Source organism: Streptomyces sp. NPDC045287, assembly GCF_056432325.1.
Genome location: NZ_JBWKJG010000001.1, coordinates 321,652 through 336,399 on the forward strand (window position 1 = coordinate 321,652; position 14,748 = coordinate 336,399).

Below are 14,748 nucleotides of genomic sequence, written 5' to 3' on the forward strand. Positions count from 1 at the left end.
CGGCCGCCACCCGCGCGGCTGCCGGCGCGCCGGGTCGCGCCGGCCGAGAGATCCCGCTCGGCGACCGCGCACCGCCCCAGTCCATCGGTTTCGAGCCGGCCGGGCCCCGGCTCGGCGCCGGGGTGGAGAGCGGAGAAGAGGTCCACCTCGACCGGCCCGGGCGGCGGACGCCGTCAGCGGCGCCGGGGACGGAACGCCGGTGCCAACATCCGGGAACCCGCGGAATCCGTCCCTTCCACCGACGGCCGGAAAGGATGAGGAGAACGAGGGCGGCCACGGACAAGCCTCTCCGTACCGGACGGCGCAGGCCCCGCCTTACCGACGGAGAAGAAGGGACCTCGCGGCAAGGGGTCCGGGAGGCTGCGAATGACGCGGACGGGATCCTGGCGGCGCTCGCCGCAGCCGCCCCCACCGGTGAGTGAGGGTGGTGCGGATCCGCCGGCTCGACAGCCCGTGACCGACCCGGGACTGCCCGGAAACGCGCCGATGCGCCGTGCGGTCCGGTACGCGCGCGTAGTGCCACGGTGACGCCACTGCCCGTGTCCGAGTGGCGGGACGGTGCGATGCGGCCCGTGGGGCCGCTGCTGTACCCTGGCGCCATGCGTGCCGTACGCCTTCTGCTTAGCGAGCCGCGCTGATCAGTGCCGGCGGGTGAGAAATCCGCTCGGAATCGGCGCGGCGTCCCCTCCTGTGTGAGGGGATTTTTCATTTCGCCGCGCCGACGGAATCGGGCGCGGCGGCAGCGAAGCAGAGACGATCGATGGAGCTTCAGAGGATCATGACCGAGACGAATTCGGCTGCCGAGACGGCGGCCCCGCATCGTTATACGGCGGCCATGGCGGCCGACATCGAGGCACGCTGGCAGGACTTCTGGGACGCCGAGGGAACCTACGCCGCGCCCAACCCGAGCGGTGACCTGGCGGGCGATCCGGAGCTGGTCGCCCGGCCCAAGAAGTTCATCATGGACATGTTCCCCTACCCGTCCGGTGCCGGCCTGCACGTCGGCCACCCGCTGGGGTACATCGCCACCGACGTGTACGCCCGGTACCAGCGGATGACCGGCCACAACGTCCTCCACACGCTGGGCTTCGACGCCTTCGGCCTGCCCGCCGAGCAGTACGCCGTGCAGACCGGTACGCACCCGCGCGTGTCGACCGAGGCGAACATGGAGAACATGAAGGCCCAGCTGCGTCGGCTGGGCCTGGGCCACGACAAGCGCCGGTCGTTCGCCACGATCGACCCGGACTACTACAAGTGGACCCAGTGGATCTTCCTGCAGATCTTCAACTCCTGGTACGACGAGGACGCGAAGAAGGCCCGGCCGATCGCCGACCTGGTCGCCGGGTTCGAGAGCGGTGAGCGTGCCGTACCGGGCACCACGCGCGCGTGGAGCGAGCTGAGTGCCACCGAACGCGCCGACGTGTTGAGCGAGTACCGCCTGGCGTACGCCTCCGACGCGCCGGTCAACTGGTGCCCCGGCCTGGGCACCGTCCTGGCCAACGAGGAGGTCACCGCCGACGGCCGCTCCGAGCGGGGCAACTTCCCCGTCTTCAAGGCGAAGCTGCGCCAGTGGAACATGCGCATCACCGCCTACGCGGACCGTCTGCTGGAGGACCTGGACGCGCTGGACTGGCCCGAGGCCATCAAGCTGCAGCAGCGCAACTGGATCGGCCGCTCCGAGGGCGCCCGCGTCGACTTCCCCGTCGGCGACGACGCGATCACCGTCTTCACCACGCGCCCGGACACGCTGTTCGGCGCGACCTACATGGTGCTGGCCCCCGAGCACGACCTGGTCGACCGGATCGTCCCGGAGGCCTGGCCGGCCGGCACGCCCGCGCTGTGGACGGGCGGGCACGCCACCCCGGCGCTGGCCGTCGACGCGTACCGCAAGCAGGCCGCCGCCAAGTCCGACGTGGAGCGGCAGGCCGAGGCGAAGGAGAAGACCGGCGTCTTCACCGGCGCCCACGCCGTCAACCCGGTCAGCGGCGAGCGGGTCCCGGTCTTCATCGCCGACTACGTGCTGATGGGCTACGGCACGGGCGCCATCATGGCCGTCCCGGCGCACGACACCCGCGACTTCGCCTTCGCCCGCGCCTTCGACCTGCCCATGCGCTGCGTCGTCGAGCCGAACGACGGCCGCGGTACGGACCCGGCCACGTGGGACGACGCCTTCGACTCGTACGACGCGAAGATCGTCGCGTCGGCCAACGACGACGTGTCCCTGGACGGTCTGGGCGTCGTCGAGGCCAAGGCGGAGATCACCCGCTGGTTGGAGTCCCGCGGCATCGGCGAGGGCACCGTCAACTACCGGCTGCGTGACTGGCTGTTCAGCCGCCAGCGGTACTGGGGCGAGCCCTTCCCGATCGTCTACGACGAGGACGGTGTCGCCCACGCGCTGCCCGAGTCGATGCTGCCGCTGGAACTGCCCGAGGTCGACGACTACGCGCCGCGCACCTTCGACCCCGACGACGCCGACACGCAGCCGGAGACCCCGCTGTCCCGCAACGAGGACTGGGTCAACGTCACCCTGGACCTGGGCGACGGTCCCAAGCGGTACCGCCGCGAGACCAACACCATGCCCAACTGGGCCGGTTCCTGCTGGTACGAGCTGCGCTACCTGGACCCGCACAACGACGACCGGCTGGTCGACCCGGACATCGAGCGGTACTGGATGGGCCCGCGCGAGGGCATGCCGCACGGCGGCGTCGACCTGTACGTGGGCGGCGCCGAACACGCCGTCCTGCACCTGCTGTACGCCCGGTTCTGGTCGAAGGTCCTGTACGACCTGGGCCACGTCTCGTCCGCCGAGCCGTTCCACCGGCTGTTCAACCAGGGCATGATCCAGGCGTACGTGTACCGCGACGCGCGCGGAATCGCCGTCCCGGCCGCCGAGGTCGAGGAGCGCGACGGCGCGTTCTGGTACCAGGGCGAGAAAGTCGGCCGCGTCCTGGGCAAGATGGGCAAGTCCCTGAAGAACGCGGTCACCCCGGACGAGATCTGCGCCGAGTACGGCGCGGACACGCTGCGGCTGTACGAGATGGCCATGGGCCCCCTGGACGTGTCCCGCCCGTGGGACACGCGCGCGGTGGTGGGCCAGTACCGGCTGCTGCAGCGGCTGTGGCGCAACATCGTCGACGAGTCGACCGGTGAGGTCACCGTCGTCGACACCGAGCCGGACGAGGACACGCTGCGCGCCCTGCACAAGGCCATCGACGGGGTCTCCCAGGACATGGCCGCGATGCGGTTCAACACGGCCATCGCCAAGATCACCGAGCTGAACAACCACCTGACCAAGGCGGGCGGCGCCGTGTCCCGGTCGGTCGCCGAGCGGCTGGTCCTGCTGGTCGCGCCGCTGGCCCCGCACATCGCCGAGGAACTGTGGCGCAAGCTGGGCCACAGCGGTTCCGTCGTCCACCAGGACTTCCCGGTCGCCGACCCGGCGTACGTCGTCGACGAGACCGTGACGTGCGTCGTGCAGATCAAGGGCAAGGTCAAGGCACGGCTGGAGGTCTCCCCGTCCATCACGGACGCGGAGCTGGAGGCGCTGGCCCTGGCCGATCCGGCGGTGGTGGCCGCCCTGGGCGGCGCGGACATCCGCAAGGTCATCGCCCGTGCGCCGAAGCTGGTGAACATCGTCCCGGCGTGACCGGCCGCCGGGTCCCGTCGTGTGACGCCGCCCCGGATTCGGCCCCTAGGGGCAGGTTGGGGGTTTCCGGAACTCCCGACCTGCCCTTCGGCGTTTACCGTGGAGGGAACACACGACGACGAGGGGACTCCATGACAGAGGCGATCGTGATCCTGGCGCTGCTTTTCGTCGCCTTCGTCGCGCTCGGTGTGTACGTGAGCGTGAAGGCGGTCAAGGCCGCCAAGCGCGGCGTCGACCGCACTCTCACGCAGGCCCGGCGTACGGTCGAGGACACCACCCTCCGTGCCAAGAGCTACGGGCAGGGCGGCGTCGCGAGGGAGCTGGCGCAGCTGCGGCTCTCCCTGCGCACCTCCATGCGGGCCACACAGGACGCCCTGGAGGCCGGTGCGCCGGAGGACGCCTCGCTCCGGGAGTCGCTGGACCTGTTCCAGCGGCTCAGCGCTCACGGGCACGAGCTGGACGAGGAGCTCAAGCGGCTGGAGCGCGACCCCGACAGGGCCACGGTCGCCGAACGGCTGGAGGAGCTGCGGGAGCGCACACGGCGGATCACGGACTCCGCCGACTCCCTGCGCTGGGCGGCCAGGGACCGGGCGCAGAGGTTCGCCCAGGACGACCTGGACCTGCTCAGCGCCCAGATCGACGTGGAGGCCGGCGCGCTGCGCCACTGGTCGGAGCCGGAGACCTCCGCGCCGGTGGACCGCGGTGGGACGAAGGCCGCGGCGGCGCCCGAGCAGGGGCGTCCGGCGGCGGACACGGACGAGGAGACGGGGGCGGAGGCGCGCAGGGCCGCCGGGAACGGCCCGGCCGACGGAGCCCGGCCGGCCATCACCGCGCGCGACCCGCGCCTCGGCACCGGCTACCCCTGGCAGAAGTCGGCACGTCCCGAGACCACCAACTGACCACGTCGACCGGGGGGAACGGGCCCGGGCTGCTCTCCGGCGCCGCCTGCGGGTAACCTCCCGGTCATGTCCCGCCATGTCGCGATCGTCACCGATTCCACGGCCTACCTGCCGCCGCAGACGATGGAGCGGCACGGTATCACCGCAGTACCGCTGACCGTCGTCCTGGGCGACCAGGCCCTGGAAGAGGGCACGGAGATCTCGGCCCGTTCCCTCGCCCAGGCCCTGCAGAAGCGACGCTCCGTCACCACCTCCCGCCCCAGCCCGGAGGTGTTCGCCGCCCACTACCGCGAGGTCGCCGCGGAGGGCGCCACCGGGATCGTCTCGCTGCACCTGTCGGCCGAGCTGTCCGGCACGTACGAGGCGGCGCTGCTCGCGGCCCGGGAGGCGCCGGTGCCGGTGCGGGTCGTCGACACGGGGATGATCGCCATGGCGCTGGGCTTCTGCGCCGTCGCGGCCGCCGAGGCCGCGCGGGCGGACTGCGGCCTGGACGAGGTCGTGGCCGCCGCGGAGAAGCGGGCCTCCGGTACCTCCGCGTACTTCTACGTCGACACCCTCGACTACCTCCGGCGCGGCGGGCGCATCGGCGCCGCCCGGGCCCTGCTCGGCTCGGCACTGGCCGTGAAACCCCTGCTGGAGCTGAGCGGCGGACGCATCGAGCCGAGGGAGAAGGTGCGGACCGCGTCGAAGGCCATCGCCCGGCTCGAGGAGATCGCCGCCGAACGGGCGGGACGGGCCGTCGTCGACATCGCCGTGCACCACCTCGCCGCCGCCGAGAGGGCCGACACGCTCGCCGGTCACCTGCGCGGCCGTGTTCCGGGCCTGGCCGACCTGCACGTCAGCGAGGTCGGCGCGGTGATCGGCGCGCACACCGGTCCGGGGTTGCTGGGAGTGGTCGTCTCCCAGAGGTGAAGCCTTCCGTTTCACCCTTCAGGGTGGCGGAGTTTTCCCCAACTGCTGGGTTTTCCACGGAAATCGGCACGGCTCGGCAGAATCGCACGGATGTGTCTACCGTGCTGTGACATGACGACACGAACACGTTCCGTAATCAGGGTCGCGTCGGTTTCCTCCCGCGCCCCCCTCGTTTCCCGCCGGCTCGTGGCGACGAGCGGACCGGGCCGGGCCCGCGGCTCCGACAGCCGGACGCGCGGCCGTACGGGCGGTGTGGTCCGGGGACGGCACCGGGCCGGAGACCCCGAGGACCACACCGCCGTGCCGCCCGCGCCGGCCCCCAGGACCAGGGCGGACGCGCTGATGGCGGGCACCGACCCGCCGTCGCACCGGGACCCCGCCGGACCCCCGACGCCCGGCGGGGCTCCGGTGCCCGGCGGGGATCCGACGCCTCCGCACGCGCCGTCCGCGCCCTCGCCGGCCGGGGCGGTCCCGAGGTGGAGGTTCGCGCTGCGCGAGCGGTTACCCGTGTGGGTACAGACGAGGTGCGGGCTCGAACGCCGCACGCTGGGCGCACTGGCCGTCATCCTGGTCGTGGGGGCGGTGCTCGCCGGGTGCTACTTCTGGGCGGGCCGTCCCGAGACCGTGCGTGCGCCCGAGGTGGTCGGGCGCGCCGCGCCCGCGGTGACCGCGCCGGCGGAACCGCCCCGGTCCCCGACCGCCCCGCAGGCCGCCGCTGCCGCTGCCGCTGCCGCCGTACCGCCGGGGCCGCCGTCGGCGGCGGGGTCGCCCTCGGCCGTGGTCGTCGTCGACGTGAGCGGCAAGGTACGGCGGCCCGGCGTGCTGCGGCTCCCGATGGGAGCCCGTGTCGTCGACGCGCTCCGCGCCGCCGGCGGCGTCCCGCCGGGCACGGACACCACCGGGCTCAACCGGGCGCGTGTCCTGGTGGACGGTGAGCACGTCCTGGTCGGCGTCCCGGCCGCCGGACCGCCCGGCACCCTGCCGGTGGCGGCCCCGGAAGCCGCCGGAACCGGGGCGGCGGAAGGTCAGGTCAGCCTCAACACCGCCACCGTCGAACAGCTCGACACGCTGCCCGGGGTGGGACCGGTCCTCGCACGCCACATCGTCGAGCACCGTGCCCAGCACGGCGGCTTCCGGTCGGTCGAGGAACTGCGCCAGGTCCGCGGCATCGGCGCCCGCCGCTTCGCCGACCTCCGTCCCCGCGTACGGCTGTGACGCCCGGTCAGGCACCACCGGCAGCACCCGGCACGGCAAACGGCCCCACGACCAGTCCCGGGCCGCGCCCGGGGCCCCGTGCCGAGGTTCACAGCGCGTCGGGCAACCTGCCGGGAGCCGCCAGCCCCCGGCAGGAGGGGCCGGCCGATCTGCGGCTGGTGGCGCCCGCCCTGGCGGCATGGGCGGCGGCGGCACTCGCCCTGGGCCTCCCCGGCTGGTGGACGGTGACCGGTGTCGTCCTGTGCGGTGCCGTGGCGGCAGCCCTCCTCCTGGGCGGACGGTCGAAGTACGTGCCGGGCCCCGGCGAGCGGCGGAGGGGGAACGCCACCGCGTGCGCCGCCGTGTTGCTGTGCGCCGCGGCCGGCGCGACCTCGGCGGGGTTGCACGGAGCGGACCTGCGCCGCGGACCGGTCCCCGCGCTGGCGGGGGAGCACGCGACGGTCACGGCCGACGTGACGGTCCGTTCCGACCCGAGGCCCGTCGTCCCCCGGGTGCGCGGCAACCGGCCGATGCCCGCCTCCGTCGTCCTGAACGCGGAGGTGACGCGGGTGACGGCGCCGGACGGGGCGGCGACACGGGTCCGCACGCCGATCCTCGTGATGGCACGGCCCGGGGAGGGGGGACGGCACGGCGATGCCTGGCTGCGGCTACTGCCGTCGACCAGACTGCACGTGACCGGGCGGCTCGCACCGCCACGCCGCTCCGGCGACCCGTTCGCCGCCGTGCTGTACGCCGGTACGGGACCACCCCGCGTCACCGGCCCGCCGAGCACCTCGCACCGCACGGCCGGGCAACTGCGTGCCGGGCTGCGCGAAGCGACCGACGGACTGCCCGCGGACGCGCGGGCGCTGCTGCCCGGCCTGGTCGTCGGCGACACCTCACGGATCCCCGAGGACCTGCGGAGGGCGTTCGAGGCGACGGACCTGACCCACCTGCTCGCCGTCTCCGGCAGCAACTTGACGATCGTGCTGCTGCTGCTCATCGGGCCCGCCGGCAGAGCGACGAGCGCCGAGCGGGGAGGGCTCGCGCCCCGGCTGGGTGTCTCCCTGCGGGGGACGGCCCTGCTGGGCGGGGCGCTGACGTTGGCGTTCGTGGTGGTGTGCCGGCCCGAACCGAGTGTGTTGCGCGCCGCCGCGTGCGGGTTGATCACCCTGCTCGCCATCGGCACCGGCCGCCGCCGGTCGCTGATCCCCGCCCTCGCCGGGGCCGTCCTGCTGCTGGTGCTGTACGACCCGTGGCTGGCCCGCGGGTACGGGTTCCTGCTGTCCGTTCTGGCGACCGGCGCGCTCCTCACGATCGCCCCGCGCTGGAGTGCCGCCCTCCAGGGGCGCGGGGTCCCGCCGCGTGTCGCGGAGGCACTGGCCGCGGCGGCGGCCGCGCAGGCGGTGTGCGCGCCGGTGGTGGCCGTTTTCGCGGCGCGGGTGAGTCTGGTGGCGATCCCCTGCAACCTGTTGGCCGAACTGGCGGTGGCGCCGGCGACGGTGCTCGGGTTCGCCGCGCTGGGGATCGCTCCGCTGGCCATGCCGGTGGCCCGGCTGCTCGCCGAGTGTGCCGCCTGGCCCGCCGGATGGGTGGCGTCCGTCGCTCGGACCGGGGCCTCCCTGCCCGGAGCGGAGGTGGACTGGCCGGGTGGCTGGCGGGGCGGGTTGCTGCTGGCCGCCGTGACCGCGGCGCTACTGCTCGCGGTGCGCCGGCTGCCGTACCGGCCGTGGGTGGCCGCCGGGTGCGCCGGGGCGCTGCTGCTCGCCGTCGTGCGGCCCGTGCCGATCACCCGGGTCGTCACCGGGTGGCCGCCGCCCGGTTGGGTGTTCGCGATGTGCGACGTGGGCCAGGGCGATGCCACCGCCCTGGCGGTGGGGGACGGCACGGCCGTCGTGGTCGACGCGGGACCGGACCCCGAGCCGGTGGACCGGTGCCTGCGGGACCTGGGCGTCAGCCGCGTGCCGCTCGTGCTGCTCACCCACTTCCACGCCGATCACGTGTCCGGGCTGCCGGGCGTGCTGCGCGGCCGGTCCGTGGGGGTGATCCAGACGACAGGGTTCCTCGACCCGCCCGGACAGGCCGCGTTCGTCCGCCGGACGGCCGCCGCGGCACGCGTCCCCGTGGTCCACGCGGCGCCCGGGGAGCGGCGCAGGGCCGGGCCGCTCGACTGGGAGGTGCTGTGGCCCGCGCCCGTCGCCGGATTCGCCCCGGAGGGGCCCAACGACGCCAGCGTCACCCTGCTCGTCCGCACCCGGGGAGGGGTGACCCTGCTGCTCCTCGGTGACCTGGAGCCGCCGTCCCAGCGGGGCCTCTGGCGGGTTCATCCCGCGCTGCCGAGGGTCGACGTCCTCAAGGTCGCGCACCACGGCTCGGCACACCAGGATCCCGAACTGCTCGGCAGGGCGCGGCCCCGGCTCGCCCTGGTGTCGGTCGGGCGCGACAACCCGTACGGGCATCCGTCGTCCCGTACGCTCGACGCCCTCCGCAAGGCGGGCGCGGCCGTGCTGCGGACAGACCGGGACGGCGCCATCGTGGTGACCGGTTCCGGCCGGGACCTGCGGGCGGTCACCCGGCACCCTCCGTAGGCTCCGGGCGGGCGCCGGCGCGGGACCGGCGGGCCCGCCGGCTCACACCAGCCAGGTGCCGTCGCGCATCAGGAGCCGGCCGGGCAGTTCGTCCTCCTCGCGCCAGGCCTTCACGGACCGGGGAGTCACCCGCAGGTAGACCCACGGCTCGCGGTCGCGGGGGTCCCAGCCCAGCTTGGCGGCGAACGCGTCGGCCGAGGCCCGCGGCAGGTCACGGCCCTCGACCACCTCCGCGAGGCCGTCCACCAGCACCACGTCACGGGTGTGTCCGAGGCTGAGCCGGACGCGGCCGCGCGGGGTGAGGTTCCGGGCGGTGGGGTTGGTCCGCCGCGTCGACATCAGGAGGGTCCCGTCGTCCCAGACGAACGACAGCGGTACGAGGAGGGGCTCGCCCGCGGCCGAGGCGGTCGCCACCCACAGGTCGTGGTCCTCCTCCAGCCGTCTGAGGACATCGCGCTTGCGCTGCTGCCGGTCGCGGACCGGCTCACGGATGATCATGGAGGCACGCTACGGGCCGGCCCGGCGTCGCACCTCGGGCATCGGACGGAGGGCCGGCGTACTAGGCCGTACCTGGAGGTCCACCGAAGGGGAGGAGGTTGAAGAATGGTGCCGTGAACGCAGTGAACGAAGAGAACCGCACCGACGAGGTCAGGCACGTGCTGGTCCTGCCCGACCGGGACGCGGCCGAGGAAGCCGCCGAGGCGCTCGCCGACCGCTACGAGCTGGACGAGGAGCCCCAACTGGTACGGGACGCCCTCGCCGGGGAGGACGACGCCGAGGACGCCCAGTGGCTCCTGGTGGTCGAGGACCCGGACGGTCGGCTGTCCCCGGTGGAGCTGGACGACTTCGCCGCCGAGTGGGACGGCTGGCGAGAGGAGCCGTAGGCGGACCGGTGGTGCGCGGCCGGGCCGGTGGTGCGGGGCGCGCGGCCGGGCCGGCGGTGCGGGGTGCGGCCGGGCCGGTGGGGCGGGGTGTGGGCGAGCTGGTGGTGCGGGGCGGGCGAGTGTGCGGGCGGGCCGGTGGAGCGGCCGGGGCGGGCGGTGGCCGGCGGCGCGGGTGGTCGGGACAGGGTGTCGGCGGGCCGTGGGATGCTGGTCGTGATGGCTGCCAAGAAATCGACCGACGACCCGCTCGCCCCCGTCACCCTCGCCGTGGGCCAGGAGGATCTGCTGCTGGACCGCGCCGTCCAGCAGGTGGTGGCGGCCGCACGGGCCGCCGACGCCGGCACGGACGTCCGCGACCTGACCGCCGACCAGCTCCAGCCCGGCGGCCTTGCCGAGCTGACGAGCCCGTCGCTGTTCGCCGAACGCAAGGTCCTGATCGTGCGCAACGCGCAGGACCTGTCGGCGGACACGGTCAAGGACGTCAAGGCGTACATCGCCGCGCCCGTGGAGGAGATCAGCCTCGTCCTCCTCCATCCGGGCGGCGCCAAGGGCAAGGGCTTGCTGGACGCGGCCCGCAAGGCGGGCGCGCGCGAGGTGGCGTGCCCCAAGACCACGAAGCCGGCGGAGCGGCTGACGTTCGTGCGGCAGGAGTTCCGGACGCTGGGGCGGTCGGCCACGCCGGAGGCGTGCCAGGCGCTCGTCGACGCGATCGGCAGCGACCTGCGGGAGCTCGCCAGCGCGGTCTCCCAGCTCACCGCGGATGTCGAGGGCACGATCGACGAGTCCGTCGTCGGCCGCTACTACACGGGTCGGGCCGAGGCGTCCAGCTTCAACGTCGCCGACCGCGCCGTGGAGGGGCGGGCGGCCGAGGCGCTGGAGGCGCTGCGTTGGTCCCTCTCGACGGGGGTGGCGCCCGTACTGATCACCAGCGCACTGGCGCAGGGTGTGCGGGCCATCGGCAAGCTGTCCTCCGCGCGGGGCGGGCGGCCCGCCGACCTCGCCCGTGAGCTGGGCATGCCGCCCTGGAAGATCGACCGCGTGCGGCAGCAGATGCGCGGCTGGACGCCCGACGGCGTGGCCATGGCCCTGCGCGCCGTCGCCGAGGCCGACGCGGGCGTCAAGGGCGGCGGCGACGACCCCGAGTACGCCTTGGAGAAGGCGGTGGTCGCCATCGCCCGGGCCGCCCGCTCCCGCCGCTGACCCCAGGACCGACAGGCTTCGGCGACCGACAGGCCTCGGGGATCGACGGGCCCTTACGTCCGGTGGGCCCTGCGTCCGCCGGGCCCCGCCCCGGGCGGCCCGGGCCCGGCCCCTCCCGCAGCCGGTCTCCGGGGCCGTCCCCTCCTGCGGCCGGGCTCCGCGGCTGGACTCCGGGGTCGGGCTTCCGCGGTCGGTCCTTCTCCCTGCGGCTGGGCTTCCGCGGTCGGCCCCCGCAGTTGGGCCCCGTGGTCGGTCCCCTTCCGCAGTTGGGCTCCGGGGCCGGTTCTCTCCCGTGGCTGGGCCCTGCGGTCGGGCTTTCGGGGTCGCTCCCTCTCGCGGCTGGGCCCCTGCGTCCGCCGGGCCCCGCCCCGGGCGGCCCGGGTCCGGCCTCTCCCGCAGTCGGCCCCCGCAGTTGCGTCCCGGGGCCGTCCCCCTTCCGCAGCCGGACCCCGGGGCGGTCCTCTCCCGCAGCCGGACCCCGGGGGCTGTCCTCTCCCGCGGTCGGGCTCCGCAGCCGGGCACCGGGGGTGGCCTCTTCCGGAGCCGGGCCTCTCGCGGTTGGGCCTTTTGCGGTTGGGCCTTTTGCGGTCGGGTGGGTCCTGGCATGCCGAAGGCCCCGGGCGCCCGTTCTGGGGAAAGAGCGGGGGCCGGGGCCTTCGGGATGTTCCAGGTGAGCCCGTACCCGCGTGGCGAACGCAGGCCGCGTACGGGCTCGGGGTGCCGGGCGGGAGCGTGGTTGAGAGGGCCCGCTTGGATCCCTTCCGGCGATCAAGTCGTCCGGTCCGTCACCCCGGGGCGCATGCCCGTGGGGATCCGGCCGGTTCCGGGGACGACGTCCCCGGGACTACAGGAGCTCAGCCCTGCAGGGCAGCCAGCTTGGACGCCAGCGCCGACTTCTTGTTGGCGGCGGCGTTCTTGTGGATGACGCCCTTGGAGACGGCCTTGTCCAGCTTGCGGGACGCCTCGCGAGTGGCCACGGTGGCCTTCTCGACGTCGCCGGAGGCGGCGGCCTCACGGGCCTTGCGGATCGCGGTCTTGAGCGACGACTTGACGGCCTTGTTGCGCAGGCGCGCCTTCTCGTTCGTCTTGTTCCGCTTGATCTGGGACTTGATGTTCGCCACGAAAGAGCCTTTTCAGGTTCGTAAGGATTCCTCGATGTGTGCCACGCTGCTGAGAGGGCCACGAGACACAGCTGCCCAGGCTACCAGCAGCGCTTCGAGCGGCCCAAACCGAGCGCCCGTCCCCGTCCGTGGGACCATGGAACCTACGTATCGATCCGACGTCGACCCGAGCAGAGACACCGGCGTACGCCCGGGCGTCTCGAGAATCAGGACCCTGCGTGCCCGCGACCCCTACCCACGTGCCCGAGCCGAGCCGTACCGACCCGGCACTGATCCGCAACTTCTGCATCATCGCGCACATCGACCACGGCAAGTCGACCCTTGCCGACCGGATGCTCCAGCTGACCGGTGTGGTCGAGCAGCGGCAGATGCGCGCTCAGTATCTCGACCGCATGGACATCGAGCGCGAGCGCGGCATCACCATCAAGTCCCAGGCCGTTCGGCTGCCCTGGGCACCCACCGAGGGTGAGCTGCAGGGCAGGACCCACATCCTCAACATGATCGACACCCCGGGCCACGTGGACTTCACGTACGAGGTGTCGCGCTCCCTCGCCGCCTGCGAGGGCACGATCCTCCTCGTCGACGCGGCCCAGGGCATCGAGGCGCAGACCCTCGCCAACCTGTACCTGGCGATGGAGAACGACCTCGCCATCGTCCCGGTCCTCAACAAGATCGACCTTCCGGCCGCCCAGCCGGAGAAGTTCGCCGAGGAGCTGGCGAACCTGGTCGGCTGCGAGCCCGACGACGTGATGCGCGTCTCGGCGAAGACGGGCCTGGGCGTCGAGGCGCTCCTCGACCGCGTCGTCAGGGACATCCCGGCCCCGGTCGGCGTCGCCGACGCCCCCGCCCGCGCGATGATCTTCGACTCGGTCTACGACTCGTACCGCGGCGTCGTCACCTACGTCCGGGTCATCGACGGCCAGCTCAACAAGCGTGAGCGCATCCGCATGATGTCGACCGGCGCCGCCCACGAGCTGCTGGAGATCGGCACCAACTCGCCGGAGATGCTCGCCGCCGACGGCCTCGGCGTGGGCGAGGTGGGCTACCTGATCACCGGCGTGAAGGACGTCCGCCAGTCCAAGGTGGGCGACACGATCACCAGCCACTCCAAGGGCGCCCAGGAGGCCCTCGGCGGCTACAAGGACCCCAAGCCGATGGTGTTCTCCGGCCTCTACCCGCTGGACGGCTCGGACTACCCGGAGCTGCGCGACGCCCTCGACAAGCTCCAGCTCAACGACGCCGCCCTGGTGTACGAGCCGGAGACCTCCGCGGCCCTCGGCTTCGGCTTCCGCGTGGGCTTCCTCGGGCTGCTCCACCTCGACGTGATCCGCGAGCGCCTGGAACGCGAGTTCGGCCTCGACCTGATCGCCACGGCACCGAACGTGGTCTACCGGGTCGTCATGGAGGACGGCGGCGAGCACGTCGTCACCAACCCGAGCGAGTTCCCCGAGGGCAAGATCAGCGAGGTGTACGAGCCGGTCGTCCGCGCCACGATCCTCGCGCCGTCCGAGTTCATCGGCTCGATCATGGAGCTGTGCCAGAACCGCCGCGGCACCCTCCTCGGCATGGACTACCTCTCCGAGGACCGCGTCGAGATCCGCTACACGCTGCCCCTCGCCGAGATCGTCTTCGACTTCTTCGACCAGCTGAAGTCCAAGACCCGCGGCTACGCGTCCCTCGACTACGAGCCCACCGGCGAGCAGAACAGCTCCCTGGTCAAGGTCGACATCCTGCTCCACGGCGACAAGGTCGACGCCTTCTCCGCCATCACGCACAAGGACCAGGCGTACGCGTACGGCGTGCGGCTCGTCGCCAAGCTGAAGGAGCTCATCCCGCGGCAGGCGTTCGAGGTGCCCGTCCAGGCCGCGATCGGCTCCCGTGTCATCGCCCGCGAGACGATCCGCGCCATCCGCAAGGACGTCCTCGCCAAGTGCTACGGCGGTGACATCTCCCGCAAGCGGAAGCTGCTGGAGAAGCAGAAGGAGGGCAAGAAGCGGATGAAGATGGTCGGCTCCGTGGAGGTCCCGCAGGAGGCCTTCATCGCGGTGCTGTCCAGCGACGAGTCCGGGGGCAAGGGCAAGAAGTAGCCCGGCGCCCCGGCCGCTCGTCGAGCCACTCGGCACGCCGCTCGACGCGCCGCTCGACGCGCCGCCCGGCACACCGCTCGTCGAGCCACCCGGTGAGCCGCTCGACGAGCCGCTCACCTCGGCATTCCGCCGCGCGGAGGCGCCCGTCCGGATGACGGACGGGCGCCTCCGCCTTTTCACGAAAGGCCCGCAGTCGTTATGAACCGGGTATGAATCG

10 protein-coding genes are annotated in these 14,748 nt (G+C 73.4%); 8 read left to right on the top strand and 2 right to left on the bottom strand.

Annotated elements, in window-relative coordinates; all coding sequences use genetic code 11:
- The first annotated feature begins 778 nt into the window (after positions 1-778).
- The 5 genes from leuS (at position 779) to AC07D6_RS01385 (ending at position 9,239) form a co-directional block, all read left to right on the top strand.
- The gene (gene leuS, locus AC07D6_RS01365) at positions 779-3,646 is read left to right on the top strand and encodes a leucine--tRNA ligase (RefSeq protein ID WP_315878070.1); all 2,868 of its coding nucleotides are present in this window, start codon (positions 779-781) and stop codon (positions 3,644-3,646) included.
- A gap of 131 nt (positions 3,647-3,777) precedes the next feature.
- Positions 3,778-4,545, top strand: coding sequence for a hypothetical protein (locus AC07D6_RS01370; RefSeq protein WP_315878071.1), 768 nt, complete (start codon positions 3,778-3,780; stop codon positions 4,543-4,545).
- A 66-nt stretch (positions 4,546-4,611) separates the two neighbouring features.
- Positions 4,612-5,457 carry a DegV family protein gene (locus tag AC07D6_RS01375; RefSeq protein ID WP_315878072.1) on the top strand — a complete coding sequence of 282 codons (846 nt, stop codon included), beginning with the start codon at positions 4,612-4,614 and terminating at the stop codon, positions 5,455-5,457.
- Positions 5,458-5,964: 507 nt separating this feature from the next.
- Complete coding sequence (locus AC07D6_RS01380) at positions 5,965-6,672, top strand: ComEA family DNA-binding protein (RefSeq protein ID WP_479041063.1); 708 nt, start codon at positions 5,965-5,967, stop codon at positions 6,670-6,672.
- Positions 6,673-6,779: 107 nt separating this feature from the next.
- Positions 6,780-9,239 (top strand): ComEC/Rec2 family competence protein, encoded by a 2,460-nt coding sequence (locus AC07D6_RS01385; RefSeq protein WP_479041551.1) that lies wholly within the window; start codon positions 6,780-6,782, stop codon positions 9,237-9,239.
- Positions 9,240-9,281: 42 nt separating this feature from the next.
- Here AC07D6_RS01385 and AC07D6_RS01390 read toward each other — a convergent pair whose 3' ends face one another.
- A complete protein-coding gene (locus AC07D6_RS01390) occupies positions 9,282-9,737 on the bottom strand; it encodes a pyridoxamine 5'-phosphate oxidase family protein (protein ID WP_479041065.1) in 456 nt (151 codons plus the stop codon).
- A 158-nt stretch (positions 9,738-9,895) separates the two neighbouring features.
- Between AC07D6_RS01390 and AC07D6_RS01395 the strand changes: the two genes are divergently transcribed.
- Together AC07D6_RS01395 and holA are read left to right on the top strand one after the other, a co-directional pair.
- Positions 9,896-10,123 carry a hypothetical protein gene (locus AC07D6_RS01395; RefSeq protein ID WP_315878127.1) on the top strand — a complete coding sequence of 76 codons (228 nt, stop codon included), beginning with the start codon at positions 9,896-9,898 and terminating at the stop codon, positions 10,121-10,123.
- A 216-nt stretch (positions 10,124-10,339) separates the two neighbouring features.
- Complete coding sequence (holA, locus tag AC07D6_RS01400; RefSeq protein ID WP_479041067.1) at positions 10,340-11,323, top strand: DNA polymerase III subunit delta; 984 nt, start codon at positions 10,340-10,342, stop codon at positions 11,321-11,323.
- An 854-nt stretch (positions 11,324-12,177) separates the two neighbouring features.
- On the opposite strand, the gene rpsT is transcribed toward holA, so the two are convergent.
- Entirely contained in the window at positions 12,178-12,444 is a 267-nt protein-coding gene (gene rpsT, locus AC07D6_RS01405; protein ID WP_315878076.1) for a 30S ribosomal protein S20, read from the bottom strand.
- Positions 12,445-12,662: 218 nt separating this feature from the next.
- Here rpsT and lepA point away from each other — a divergent pair, with 218 nt between their 5' ends.
- A complete protein-coding gene (gene lepA / locus AC07D6_RS01410; protein WP_315878077.1) occupies positions 12,663-14,531 on the top strand; it encodes a translation elongation factor 4 in 1,869 nt (622 codons plus the stop codon).
- The last annotated feature ends 217 nt before the right edge of the window (positions 14,532-14,748 follow it).

Coding starts and splice junctions, on each gene's coding strand:
- AC07D6_RS01390 (WP_479041065.1), bottom strand. CDS start 9,737: ATGATCATCCGTGAGCCGGTCCGCGACCGGCAGCAGCGCAAGCGCGAT.
- leuS (WP_315878070.1), top strand. CDS start 779: ATGACCGAGACGAATTCGGCTGCCGAGACGGCGGCCCCGCATCGTTAT.
- AC07D6_RS01370 (WP_315878071.1), top strand. CDS start 3,778: ATGACAGAGGCGATCGTGATCCTGGCGCTGCTTTTCGTCGCCTTCGTC.
- holA (WP_479041067.1), top strand. CDS start 10,340: ATGGCTGCCAAGAAATCGACCGACGACCCGCTCGCCCCCGTCACCCTC.
- AC07D6_RS01375 (WP_315878072.1), top strand. CDS start 4,612: ATGTCCCGCCATGTCGCGATCGTCACCGATTCCACGGCCTACCTGCCG.